The 12,703-nt window shown below is 76.4% G+C and carries 10 protein-coding genes; 2 read left to right on the top strand and 8 right to left on the bottom strand.

The annotated features are described in order from the left end of the window. Window positions 1-190 precede the first annotated feature (190 nt). Together ACYQBY_RS08505 and ACYQBY_RS08510 are read right to left on the bottom strand one after the other, a co-directional pair. Window positions 191-1,180 (bottom strand): acetylxylan esterase, encoded by a 990-nt coding sequence (locus ACYQBY_RS08505; protein ID WP_459643426.1) that lies wholly within the window; start codon window positions 1,178-1,180, stop codon window positions 191-193. Window positions 1,181-1,316: 136 nt separating this feature from the next. Beyond that, a complete protein-coding gene (locus ACYQBY_RS08510; protein WP_459643427.1) occupies window positions 1,317-2,597 on the bottom strand; it encodes a GNAT family N-acetyltransferase in 1,281 nt (426 codons plus the stop codon). Between the two features lie 113 nt (window positions 2,598-2,710). Between ACYQBY_RS08510 and ACYQBY_RS08515 the strand changes: the two genes are divergently transcribed. Both ACYQBY_RS08515 and ACYQBY_RS08520 read left to right on the top strand, forming a co-directional pair. Continuing rightward, entirely contained in the window at window positions 2,711-4,399 is a 1,689-nt protein-coding gene (locus ACYQBY_RS08515) for a GAF domain-containing sensor histidine kinase (protein ID WP_459643428.1), read from the top strand. Window positions 4,400-4,480: 81 nt separating this feature from the next. Then, on the top strand, window positions 4,481-4,951 hold the full coding sequence (locus tag ACYQBY_RS08520; protein ID WP_459643429.1) for a DUF4383 domain-containing protein: 471 nt from the start codon (window positions 4,481-4,483) through the stop codon (window positions 4,949-4,951). A 13-nt stretch (window positions 4,952-4,964) separates the two neighbouring features. On the opposite strand, the gene ACYQBY_RS08525 is transcribed toward ACYQBY_RS08520, so the two are convergent. From ACYQBY_RS08525 to lat, 6 genes are all read right to left on the bottom strand, one after another. Beyond that, window positions 4,965-6,347 carry an MFS transporter gene (locus ACYQBY_RS08525; RefSeq protein ID WP_459643430.1) on the bottom strand — a complete coding sequence of 461 codons (1,383 nt, stop codon included), beginning with the start codon at window positions 6,345-6,347 and terminating at the stop codon, window positions 4,965-4,967. A gap of 68 nt (window positions 6,348-6,415) precedes the next feature. Beyond that, window positions 6,416-7,207, bottom strand: a complete 792-nt coding sequence (locus ACYQBY_RS08530; RefSeq protein WP_459643431.1) for an SDR family NAD(P)-dependent oxidoreductase — start codon at window positions 7,205-7,207, stop codon at window positions 6,416-6,418. A gap of 126 nt (window positions 7,208-7,333) precedes the next feature. Beyond that, window positions 7,334-8,101 carry an SDR family NAD(P)-dependent oxidoreductase gene (locus tag ACYQBY_RS08535; RefSeq protein WP_459643432.1) on the bottom strand — a complete coding sequence of 256 codons (768 nt, stop codon included), beginning with the start codon at window positions 8,099-8,101 and terminating at the stop codon, window positions 7,334-7,336. Window positions 8,102-8,373: 272 nt separating this feature from the next. Next, the gene (gene amaB / locus ACYQBY_RS08540) at window positions 8,374-9,948 is read right to left on the bottom strand and encodes an L-piperidine-6-carboxylate dehydrogenase (protein WP_459643433.1); all 1,575 of its coding nucleotides are present in this window, start codon (window positions 9,946-9,948) and stop codon (window positions 8,374-8,376) included. Then, window positions 9,945-11,387 carry a 2-oxoadipate dioxygenase/decarboxylase gene (gene hglS, locus ACYQBY_RS08545; RefSeq protein WP_459643434.1) on the bottom strand — a complete coding sequence of 481 codons (1,443 nt, stop codon included), beginning with the start codon at window positions 11,385-11,387 and terminating at the stop codon, window positions 9,945-9,947. Before hglS ends, amaB begins: the two co-directional genes overlap by 4 nt. Then, a complete protein-coding gene (lat, locus tag ACYQBY_RS08550) occupies window positions 11,384-12,685 on the bottom strand; it encodes an L-lysine 6-transaminase (protein ID WP_459643477.1) in 1,302 nt (433 codons plus the stop codon). Before lat ends, hglS begins: the two co-directional genes overlap by 4 nt. Between the last annotated feature and the right edge of the window lie 18 nt (window positions 12,686-12,703).

A 12,703-nucleotide genomic window follows, 5' to 3' on the forward strand; every position in this document is an offset into this window, starting at 1 on the left:
GCACCGTTGCGGGCGCGGCGGAGAACCGCAGTCTGACACCGACTTAACCGGTTGAGAAGCCCGCGGTGGCGGCCGCTCCGGCGGCGTTCCGGCCGAGAGCGCTCTCATCGCGGGAGCGCCACGGGAGCGTCACGGTGGTCGGTTCAACCGGACCGCCCGGTCCGGTACACCCCGGGCGGTCCCCGCACCCTCAGCCGCCGAGCAGGCTGCCGAGCCAGGCGATCTGCTTCGCCCACTGGTAGCCGATCCCGCCCTCGTGGCCGTTGAACGGGTAGACCTCGATGGCCTTCGCGGGAGCCGACGCCGCCCGGCTGCCGTAGTGGTTGTACGCCGCGTACACCGTGGACGGCGGGCACACCGCGTCCATCAGCGCCACCGAGAACAACGCCGGGGCCTGGGCGCGCCGGGCGAAGTTCACCCCGTCCACGTACGACAGCGTGCGGAACGCCGCGGCCGCGGCGTCGCGGTGCACCGCCAGGTACCGCCGGACCTCCCCGTACGGGTCGGAGTCGGTCAGGTTCACCGCCCGCTCGAAGTGGCACAGGAACGGCACGTCCGTCATCACCGCCGCCACGTCCGGCACCAGGCCGCCGACCGCCAGGGCCATCCCGCCGCCCTGGCTCGTCCCGCACACCGCCACCCGGGACGGGTCGACCTGCGGCACGGCGCGCACCGCCTCCACCGCCCGGGCGGCGTCGGTGAACAGGCGCCGGTAGTAGTACGTGCGCGGGTCCAGGATCCCCCGCGTCATGGAACCCGGCAGAGCGGGGCCGGAACCCTCCGGGTCCGGGGTGTCGCCCCCGGTCCCCCACGTGCTGCCCTGCCCCCGGGTGTCCACGAACAGCTCCGCGTACCCCGCCGCGGCCCAGCCCAGGTGCTCGTGCGCCAGGCCCCGCCCGCCGCCGTAGCCGTTGTAGCCGACCACCGCGGGCAGCGGCCCCTCCACCCCCCGCGGCAGGGTCAGCCACGCCCTGACCGGCTGGCCCGCGTACCCGGCGAACGTCACGTCGTACACGTCCACCAGGCGCAGCCCGGTCTCCACCGGCTCCAGCCGCAGGCCGAGGTCGTGGCCGCGGGCCTCGGCGAGGGTGCCCGCCCAGAACTCGTCGAAGTCCTCCGGTTCGGCCACGTCGGGGCGGTAGGCCCGGAGCTCCTCCGGGCCGAGGTCGAACAGTGCCATGGGGGGTCGCGTCTCCTCGCTCGTCGCGGTGCCGCCGGTTCCACGGGGCGCGCCGCGGGGTGGGCCGGGTGCGTCGCCGCGCCCGGCGCCGCGCAGGCTAGCGGCAGGACCCCGGCGGGCCACCGGGGCGAGCGGGTCACCAGGGCAGGTAGTACGTCAGCAGGTCCGCCGACAGCGGCGGGAACAGCGCCTCGAACAGCTCCGCGTCCGGCCCGGGGTACACGTCGGGCCGGCGGCGGGCCAGGCCGTGCACGCCCAGCGGGCCCAGGAGCAGGGCGGGCAGCTCGTCGGGCGCCACCCCGGCGCCACCGGCCGCGCCCGGGGCCTGCATGCGCCCGCAGGTCCGCACCGGGCCCAGCCCGTCCGCCGTCACGGCCGCGCGGTAGCCGGCGCGGTACGTCGACAGGACCACCTCGCCCCCCGCCCGGTCCACCCCCGCCGCGACCAGCCTCGCGCTCAGCACCGGCCGCAGCGCCTCCAGCACCGGCGCGGGGTCCTCCACGCGGGCGTAGTACTGCTCGGCGAGGTCGTCCGCCGGCTCCAGCAGCGGCTCCCAGGCACGCCCCGTCACCGTCCCGGGGCGGTGCACGACGCGCAGCGCCCGCCCCGGGAACCGCGCGGCGAGGGCCCGCAGCAGCTCCTCCGCCGCCCGCGCGTCCACGGCCGCCGCCTCCGCGACGAGCACCTCGCCCTCCTCCGCGTCCTGCCCCCGGGTGCGGGCGGTGGCGAGGGCCGTCCCGGCGCGCTCCAGCAGCCACGTGGTGCTCGCCCCGTGCGCCAGCAGCCACCGCCGGCGCGGCGCGGGGTGCGGCACCGCCACGTCGTAGCCGGCCTGCGCGGCGTCCTGCAGCCGCGCCAGGGCGGGCAGGTCCGCCTCCTGCGCACGGCGCAGCACCGCGCCCTGCACGGCCGGCGGCACGGGAGCGGTGGGCGGCCCCGGCACCCGCCGCAGCGCCCGGGCGCGCGGGACGTCGACGGCGTACCCGTAGCCGAACAGCCGGTAGAAGTACGGGATCCCGATCATCACCTGCAGCAGGTGGCCGCGCCGCCGGGACAGCGCGTGCAGCCGGTCCACCAGCGCCCGCACGCAGCCGCGGCCCTCGTGGGACTCCGCGGTGGCCACCAGCTCCAGCTGACCGGCGGGCAGCGTCACGGTGCCCACCCGCACGCTCTCCTCCAGCAGCAGCGCGGTGGACACCACCCGCTCCGCGCCCCCGTCCCGGTCGACCACGACGGCGCACAGCCCCCAGCCCGCCTCCGGGTCCTGCACGGCCAGGCGGTGGTCCACCGCGTCGCCGGGCTCCCCCCTCGCCGTCAGCAGCGCTCCGATCTGCTCCAGGTCCGCCGGGCGCGCACCGCGCAGGAACAGCCCACCCCCCAGGGGCGTGGCGTCCGGGGGCGTGGCGTCGTCGCTCATGCCCCCACCCTCGCGCCCCGCCGCCGCCGCGGTCCACGGGACCGCCCCGCTCAGGTCGCGCCCGCCGCTGCCGATGGATCCGGGACGTGGGAGGGCCACGGGGAACGGGAGCGATGGACGACACCGAGCGGCAGCGCGTGCGCGCGCTGGAGGAGTACCGCCTCCTCGGCGCCCCCGCGGACGCCGAGGTCGAGGCGGTCGTCCGGCTCGCCGCGACCGTCGCCGGGGTGCCCACGGCCACGCTGAACCTCCTCGACGCCGACCGGCAGTGCCAGCTGGTCACCGTCGGGTTCGAGGGCGGCACGACCCCACGCCGGGACTCGATGTGCACGGTGCGCCTCGCCGCGGGCCGCTTCGTGCACGTCCCCGACGCCACCGCCGAGGCCGACTTCGCCGGCAACCCCTGGGTGACCGGTGAGCTCGCCGCGATCCGCTTCTACGCCGCCGCCCCGCTCCTGACGCCCGCCGGGCACGTGATCGGCACCCTGTGCGTCTTCGACACCGCGCCCCGGGAGCTCAGCCCCGAGCAGGTCGCCCGGCTGGAGGACCTCGCCCTCGTCGCCGTCGGCCTCTTCGAGCGGCGCCGGCAGGCCCGGCACAACGAGCAGCTCGCGGCCGAGACCGAGGAGCAGCGGCTCCTGGCGCAGATCACGATGCAGGAGATGGAGCTGCGCCAGCAGTTCACCGACGCCGTCCTCGACACCATCGACGTGGGCGTCGTCGCCGCCGACGCCTCCGGGCGCCTGACCATGTTCAACCGGGCCGCCCGCGACATGCACGGCCTCGACGCCGACCCGACCGCCGACCCCGGTGAGCACGCCGAGCGCTACGCCCTCTTCGAGCCCGACGGCGTCACCCTGCTCAAGCGCGAGCGCCTCCCCCTGCAGCGGGCGCTGGGCGGGGAGCACGTGCGCGCCGCGGAGATGGTCCTCGCCCCCGCCGGGCGGCCCGCCGTCACCGTCGTCGCCTCCGGCCGCGCCCTGTACGGCGAGGACGGCGCCGTGATGGGCGCGGTGGCGGCCATGACCGACGTGACCGCCGACCGCGAGCACCTGGCCGCCATGCAGGTCGCCTCCGCGCAGCTCGCCCGGCGCACCACCGAGCTGGAGCGCTCCAACCGCGACCTGGAGCAGTTCGCCGCGGTCGCCAGCCACGACCTCGCCTCCCCCCTCAGCGTCGTCAGCGGCTACGTAGAGCTGGTCCGCGACGTCTACGGCGGGGACCTGGACGAGCAGGCGGTCGAGTGGCTGGACACCGCCCTGTCCGGGGTGGGGCGCATGAAGGACCTCATCGGCGCCCTGCTGTCCTACGCGCGGGCGGGCGGGGCGACGTGCGCCCGGGAGGCGGTGGACCTGCGGGAGGTGTTCGGCCACGCCGTGCTGGACCTGCGTGCCGCCGTGAAGGAGGCCGGTGCCCGCGTCAGCGCCCCCGGCGACCTGCCGGTGCTGCACGGCGACGCCACCCTGCTGCGCCAGCTCCTGCAGAACCTCGTCGGCAACTCGCTGAAGTACCGCTCGCCGGAGCGGCCGTGCCGGGTGGTCGTCACCGCCGAGCCCACCGCGGACGGCTGGGAGGTCGCCGTCGCGGACAACGGCCGCGGCATCCCGCCCGGGCACCGCGAGGACGTCTTCGGCATGTTCACGATGGTGGAGCCGGGCCGGCGCACCGGGCACGGCATCGGGCTCGCCACGTGCCAGCGCATCGTCGAGCGCCACGGCGGGCGCATCTGGGTGGACCCCGCCGTCCGGGAGGGCACGACGGTGCGCTTCACCCTGCCCCAGCGGCAGGTCCCGCGCGGCTGAGCGCGGCGGGCACCGCTGCGGGGACGGGCTCCGGGGACGGGCAGGAGGGTGGCCGCCGGGGGAAGTGGGTACCGTCGGAGCATGGATGCTCGTTCTGCCGTCGCCGCAGCCCCCACGACCCACGGCCCCAGCCCGCTGCGCACGTGGGCCCGGCTCGTGGGCGTCGTCTTCCTCGTCGTCGGCGTGCTCGGCTTCGTGCCCGGCATCACCGCGCACCACGACCAGCTCACGCCCCTGGGGTTCAACACCGGGGCGATGCTGCTGGGCCTGTTCCAGGTGTCGTACCTGCACAACGCGGCGCACCTGCTGTACGGGCTCACCGGGCTCGCGTGCTCCGCGACGGCGAGCGCCGCCCACAAGTACCTCGTCATCGGCGGCCTGGGGTACCTGACGCTGTTCGTCATCGGCGTCGGCTACGTCCTGCTGGACGAGCGGGACCCCATCGGCCTCAACGTGTGGGACAACTGGCTGCACCTGGTCCTGGCCCTCGGCATGGTGGGCCTCGGCTGGCTCGGCTACCGCAAGCACCGGGCCGCGTACGGGCCCTTCTGAGCCGTCCCCCGTCTCACCCCCGCGGCGCGACCCCGGACTCCTCCAGGGTCGCGCCGCGCATCTCCGGCAGCAGCCGTGTCGCGGCGGCCCCCACCACGAACGCCGCCGCGAGGACCGTGAACACCAGCGCGGTGCCCCCGGCCGTCAGCAGCGGCGGGACGGACAGCGGGGCGAGGATCGAGGCGATCCGGCCGAAGCCCGCCGCGGCACCCGCACCGCGCGCCCGCACCGGCGTGGGGTACACCTCGGGCGTCACCGCGTACAGCGCGCCCCACGCCCCCAGGTTCGCGAACGACAGCAGCATCCCCGAGGCCAGGATCGCCGTCGGCGACTGCGCGGACCCGAACAGCACGGCGCCCGCGGCCGAGCCCAGCAGGAACAGCCCGAGGGTGGGCCGCCGCCCCCACCGCTCGACCAGGTACGCGGCGAGCGCGTAGCCGGGGAGCTGCGCGAGGGTGATGACGAGGGTGTAGCCGAACGACCGCACGAGGTCGAAACCCTGCTGCACCAGCAGGGTGGGGATCCAGATGAACGCGCCGTAGTAGGCGAAGTTGATGGCGAACCACACCGCCCACAGCCCGGCCGTCCTGCGGCGCAGCGCCGGGGCGAAGATCCCCTCCCCCGCCCGCCCGCTCTCGCGGTGGGCCTCGTGCGCGGCCTCCTGCGCGGTGGTCCGCCCGCTCTCCCGCACCGCGGGCGCGGGCCGCTCCCCGGCGGACTCCTCGAAGGCGCGGACCGTGGCCTCCGCCTCGGCCAGCCGCCCGCGCGAGACGAGGAAGCGCACCGACTCCGGCAGCCCGCGGCGCACCACGACGGCGTACACGGCGGGCACCGCCCCCAGGGCGAACGCCCAGCGCCAGCCGTCCTCGCCCGCGGCCACGACGAAGTAGCCGATCAGCGCGGCGAGGATCCAGCCCACCGCCCAGAAGGCCTCCAGCACGACGACGACCCGGCCCCGGATGCGCGCGGGCGCGAACTCGCTGACGAGCGTGGAGGCCACGGGCAGTTCCGCCCCCAGGCCCAGGCCGATGACGAAGCGGAACACCAGCAGCGCCGCCACGGACGTCGACAGCGCCGCCGCCCCCGTCGCCAGCCCGTACACCAGCAGCGTCAGCGCGAACACCTGCCGGCGGCCGATCCGGTCGGCCAGCAGCCCGCCGAGGGTCGCGCCGATCGCCATGCCGAGGAAACCGATCGAGCCGATCCACGACAGCTCCGCCTGCGACAGCTCCCACTGCACCGCCAGGGCGGCCATGACGAAGGAGATGAGCCCCACGTCCATCGCGTCCAGCGCCCAGCCGACCCCGGAGCCGGTGAGGAGCCGGCCGTGGCGGCGGGTGAAGGGCAGGCGGTCGAGGCGCTCGGTCAGCGCGGCGGTCCCGGGTGTGACGTCCACGCTGCACCGTATCCGCAGCGGCGGTCGGGTTTCCTGTCCGGTTCCCCGTCCAGGCTCCCGGCCCGCGGTCAGATCGTCGCGACCGACCCCGCGTCGACGCGGTGGTCACCGCCGTTGACGAACGAGGCCCGCTCCGAGCACAGGAACGCGATGACGTCGGCGACCTCCTCCGGGCGGCCCCGGCGCCCCAGCGCCATGCCGGGGCGCTCCTCGCGCAGGAAACTGCGCACCGCCTCGTCGAACCCGGTGCCGTTCTCCTCGGCACGCTCCCGCATCATCACGTCCGTCATGGGGGTGGCGATGAACGCGGGCGAGACGGTGTTGGTGAGGACGCCCTCGGCGCCGTAGCTCTTCGACAGGCCCTTGGCGAGGTTGAGCAGCGCGGCCTTCGCGGCGCAGTACGGCAGCTCGTCGGGGTAGGGCTGCACGGCGTCCTCCGAGGCGAGCAGCACGATGCGGCCCCAGCCTGCCGCGCGCATGGGCCCGACGAAGGCCCGCACGACGCGCACGGCGGACATCAGGTCGGTGTCCAGGGTGCGCTGCCAGCCCTCGTCGTCGATCTCGTGGAACGGGCCGGTCGCGCCCGTGGTGCCCGCGGCGTGCACCAGGACCTCCGGGGCTCCGAGGCGCCCGGTGACCTCCCGGTGCAGGCGCTCGACGTCGGCGGGCACGGTGAGGTCGGCGGCCACGGCCACCACCTCCCCGGGCAGTTCCGCCGCGGCGGCCCGCAGCGCCTCGCCGTCGACGTCGGTGACGGCGACGCGCGCCCCCTCCGCCAGCAGCACGCGGGCGGTCGCCAGCCCGATGCCGGAGTCCGCGCCCGTCACGAGCGCCCTGCGTCCGCTGATGCCCAGGTCCACGTGCACGTCCTCCCACCGGTGCCGGCGCCGGCTCCCGTCCGGGCCGGCGCGGCCACCGTAGGTCGGCGCCCGCCGGCCCGCGCGCGGGAGCGGCGGGCGCGGCGGGGTGTGCCGGCTGCGGCGGGTTCAGCGGCGGGTGCGGCGCCAGACGGCGCGGGGCGTCACGTGCATCGCGGCGGCCACCAGGCGCAGCACCCCGGGCACCCACACCACGTCGCGGCGGCGGCGCAGCCCCTCGGCCACGGCGTCGGCCACCGCGTCGGGGGTGGTGGCGAACGGCGCGGGGTCCATGCCCCGGGTCATCCGGCCGACGACGAACCCGGGCCGCACCAGCAGCAGGTGCACACCGGAGCCGGCGAGGGCGTCGGCGAGGCCACCGGCGAACCCGTCGAGCCCGGCCTTGGCGGAGCCGTAGACGTAGTTCGCGCGCCGCACCCGCGCCCCGGCGATGGAGGAGAACACCACGAGCCGCCCGGCGCCCTGCGCCCGCAGCAGCCGGGCCAGGTGGGTCAGGACGCTCACGTGCGCGACGTAGTCGGTGTGCACGACGGCCAGGGCGTGCGCGGCGTCGGACTCGGCGCGCCGCTGGTCGCCGAGGATCCCGAAGGAGACGACGACCGTGCCGAGGGGGCCGTGCTCGGCGAGGACGCCGGTGAGGAACTCCTCGTGCCGCGCGACGTCGTCGGCGTCGAACTCCAGCCGCACGACGTGCTCGGCGCCGACGGCCCGCAGCTGCGCCTCCTGCGCGTCCAGCCCGCCGCTGCGGCGGGCGGCGAGCAGCACGGTGCGGGCGCCGGCGCGCACGAGCCGGACGGCGACGGCGCAGCCGATCTCGCTGCGGCCGCCGAGCACGAGGACGGGGGCGGTCGTGGGGTCGGGGGGCTGGCCGGTCACGGGCGCACATCCTGCCGTGGCGGCTCCCCCGGGCACGGGGCGGGCGGGCACGGGGCGTTCCGGGGCGGGCGGGGCGGGCGGGCACGGGGCGGGGACGTTGTGCGGGCGGCACGCGGGCGTGTCACGGCACGACGTCCCCGCCCACGGGGTGCACCCGCCGGGGNGGGGACGTTCCGCTCCCGACACGCGGGCGTGTCGCGGCAGAACGTCCCCGCCCCAGTGGTGCACCGGGCCAGCACCAGCCAGCACCCTGCCCGGGCCCGCGCCCCGGGTCAGAGGAAGGTGACGTCCTGGGCCAGCAGCAGCTCCCCGGAGTGGTTGACCGTGTTCGTGGCGCGGCGCATGTACGCCTTCCACGAGTCCGACCCGGACTCCCGGCCGCCGCCGGTCTCCTTCTCCCCGCCGAACGCACCGCCGATCTCCGCGCCGGAGGTGCCGATGTTGACGTTGACGATGCCGCAGTCGGAGCCGTCGGCCGCGCAGAAGCGCTCCGCCTCGCGCTGGTCGGAGGTGAAGATGCCCGAGGACAGCCCCTGCGGGACGGCGTTGTGCAGCTCCACGGCCTCCTCGAACTCCTCGTACGTCAGCACGTACAGCACCGGCGCGAACGTCTCCTCGCGCACCACGGCCGTCTGCGCGGGCATCCGCACGATCGCCGGCTCGACGTAGTGCCCTCCCCCGGCACCGGGCACGTCGCGCCGGCCCCCGCCCACGAGGACCTGCCCGCCGTCGGCGCGGGCCCGCTCCAGCGCCGAGGCGAACCGCTCGGCCGAGCCGGCGTCGACGAGCGGGCCGACGAGGGTCCCGGCCTCCAGCGGCGAGCCGATCGGCAGGCGGGCGTAGGCGGCGACGAGGCGCTCCAGCAGCGGCTCCACCACGGAGGAGTGCACGACGAGGCGGCGCAGGGTGGTGCAGCGCTGCCCGGCGGTCCCGGCGGCGGCGAACACGATCGCGCGGGTGGCCAGCTCCAGGTCCGCCGACGGCGCGACGACGGCGGCGTTGTTGCCGCCGAGCTCCAGCAGGCTGCGCCCGAACCGGGCCGCCACGCGCGGGCCGACCTCCCGGCCCATCCGGGTGGAGCCGGTGGCGCTGACCAGCGGCACCAGCGGGGAGTCCACCAGCGCCTCGCCCACCTCCCGGCCCCCCAGCAGCAGGCCGTGCAGCCCGTGCGGCGCACCGGACTCCGCGATCGCGCGCTCCAGCAGGGCGGTGCAGGCCAGCGCCGTCAGCGGCGTCTTCTCCGACGGTTTCCACACGACCGCGTCGCCGCACACGAGGGCGACGGCGGTGTTCCACGCCCACACCGCGACGGGGAAGTTGAACGCCGAGACCACCCCGACGACGCCGAGGGGGTGCCAGGTCTCCGCGAGGCGGTGCCCGGGGCGCTCGGAGGGCATGGTGCGCCCGTAGAGCTGGCGGGAGAGCCCGACGGCGAAGTCGCAGACGTCGACCATCTCCTGCACCTCGCCGAGCGCCTCGGAGCGGATCTTGCCCGCCTCCAGGGTGACGAGGTCGGCGAGGTGTTCCCTGTGCTCCTCCAGGAGCCGGCCGAGGCGCTTGACGAGCCCGCCGCGCACCGGCGCCGGGGTGGTGCGCCAGGTGCGGAACGCCTCGTGCGCGGCGGCCACCACGGTCCCGGCGTCCCGGGGGGAGGCGGCGGCGACGCGCAGGAGCTCCTGCCCGCTGAGCGGGGTGACGGCGGACAGGGTGTCCCCGGCGCCGGGCTCCAGCGCGGCACCGGGCACCCCGCAGGCCCGCAGCGCGCGCAGGGCCAGCTCGCGCAGCTCGGCGGCGGGCGGGACGGCACCGGGTCGCGTGCGGGCGGGGTTCTCGCTCGTGGTGGTCATGCGTGCGTCTCCTGCATCTGCTGCGGGCCGGTGTTCGGTGGGGCCAGGGTCGCCGGGTCCAGCGACAGGTGCTGCGCGAGGTCCCGCAGCGACCGCCCCCGCCGGGCCTCGCCGAGGGCGACGGGGTCGGCGACGTCGCGCCCGAGGACGTCCGCGACCCAGGCGGCGTCGCGGCCGGAGCCGGTGGCGGTGGCGTCGCGGGAGCCGGAGTCGTCGAGGTTGGACTGGAAGATGCCGGCGGCGGAGCGCGGCAGGAAGTCCTCGTAGACGACGGGCTCGCGCACGGCGAACCCGGCGTCGACGAGGTCGTGCACGGTGCCGGCGGGAGCCCCCGTCCCCCCGGTCCCGGGCCGGTAGGTGAACACCCCGAGGCCACGGCGGTCCAGGTCCGCCTCGGTGCGCGGCAGGTGCCGCGGCCACACCCCGGCGGCGACGTCGGCGCGGGGGCGCGGGTCCCCGGCGGCTAGCAGGTCGTCCACGTGCGCGACGGCCGCGTCGTAGGCGGCGCGGCCGGCGGCGGTGAGCGCGATGCCGCGGGCCTCCACCTCCCCGAACCGCACGCGCAGGGCGCCGGGGGTGACGGTGCCGTCGGGCTCGCGGAAGCGGCGCGCCTCCGACAGGGCGCGGAACGACGTCTGCCGCAGCAGCACGTCGGGGCCGTCCCAGCGGGGCGGGCCCTGGATCTCGTCGATCATCTCGATGCCGCGGGCGGACATCCGCCGGTACAGCTCGTCGATGTCGAGGACGCGGGGGGTGAGGTGGTTCACGTGGGTGCTGCCCACGCCGCCGATGTCGGCGGCGACCGCGGAGACGCGGGACAGCTCGCCGTACCAGGCGCGGTCGACGGGCTCGGGGGACAGCTCGAACGCGGCGGTGGCCAGGCGCAGGAGTTCCTGCGCGTCCGGCTCGGGCAGCCCGCCGGCGGCCTCGGCGCAGGCGGCGAGGGTGAGCAGGCGCTGGGGGAAGAGGGTGCGCCGGGCCAGGAACGCCTCCAGCCTGCCCTGCAGGTCGGCGTCGAAGAAGCGCCGGTCGTCGGTCACGAGCACGGAGGTGAAGACGCGGAAGGGGTTGCGGGCCAGCTCGTCGGCGTCGAGGGGGCGGAACGCGGTGGAGACGACGGGCACGGAGCTGGTGGTGGCGTCGCGCAGGTCGTAGAACCCGACGGGGTGCATGCCGAAGGCGGCGAAGACCTGGCCCACCTGCCGCAGCTCGGCGGGGGTGCCGACGCGGATGGCGCCGTGCCGCTCGGCGGTGACCCGGTCGGGGCTGCCGAGGCGGGCGGCGGCGGCGCCCTCGCGGGTCAGCACGTCGGAGTTCACCTCCGTCGCGACGTCGACGAGGGTGGTGTAGGCGGGCACCTCCCGCCCGTACATGGTGGACAGGGACCGGGCGAACGCCGCCCGCAGCTCCCACTGCGCCAGGAACCGCACGGTGCTCACCGCCCCAGGGCCGTCAGGACCCGGCCGAGGGCGGCGACCGCGGCGTCGAGCTCGTCGGCGGAGACGGTGAGGGCGGGGCGGAAGCGCACGCTGCGGCCGCCGCAGCCGAGGAGGAGGACGTGCTCGTCGGTGCGCATCCGCCGCACCACCTCCTCGCGGATCGCGGTGTCGGGCAGGCTGAGCGCGCACATCAGGCCGCGGCCGCGGACGTCGGTGACGGCGGGGTGGTCGGCGGCGAGGGCGTGGAGGGCGTGGAGCAGGTGCCCGCCGAGCGCGGCGGCGCGGGCGATGAGCCCGTCGCGCTCGACGACCTCCAGGATGCGCCGGGCGCGGACCATGTCGGTGAGGTTGCCGCCCCAGGTGGAGTTCAGCCGGGAGGGCACGGCGAAGACGTTGTCGGGCACCTCGTCGACGCGCCCGCCCGCCATCACCCCGCACACCTGGGTCTTCTTGCCGAACGCGACGACGTCGGGGGTCAGGCCGAGCTGCTGGTAGGCCCAGGCGGTGCCGGTGAGGCCGCAGCCGGTCTGCACCTCGTCGACGACGAACAGGGCGTCGTGCTCGTGGCACAGCTCCTGCAGGGCGCGCAGGAACTCCGGGCGCAGGTGGTGGTCGCCGCCCTCGCCCTGGATCGGCTCGACGACGGCGCAGGCGATGTCGTGCGGGGAGGCGGCGAAGGCGGCCCGCGCCGCGTCGAGCGCCTCCCGCTCCAGCGCGGCCACGTCGGCGCCGGCGCGCACGTACGGGGAGGGGATGCGCGGCCAGGCGAACTTGGGGAAGCGTGCGACCTTCACCGGGTCGGTGTTGGTCAGGGACATCGTGTAGCCGCTGCGGCCGTGGAAGGCGTGCTCGAGGTGCAGGACCTTCGTGCCGAGGGCGGGGTCGATCCCGTGGGCCTCGTTCCAGCGGGACTTGAAGTCGAAGGCGATCTTGAGGGCGTTCTCGACGGCGAGCGCGCCGCCCTCGACGAGGAAGAGGTGCGGCAGGTGCGCATCGCCCAGGACGCGCTCGAAGGTGGCGACGAAGCGGGCCATCTCGACGGTGTAGACGTCGGAGTTGCTCGGCTTGTTCAGCGCGGCGCGCAGCAGCTCCGCGCGGAAGCCGGGGTCCGCGGCCAGGGCGGGGTGGTTCATGCCCAGGGCGGAGGAGGCGAAGAACGTGAACACGTCCAGGTAGCGGGTGCCGTCGCGGGCGTCGACGAGGGTGGCGCCGCGGGAGGCCTCGAGGTCGAGGACGAACTCGAAGCCGTCGGCGAGCAGGTGCCGGGCGAGGACCTCGTGCACCTCGGCGGGGGTGATGCCGGCGTCGTCGGGGGT

Source organism: Kineococcus anabasis, from assembly GCF_054590795.1.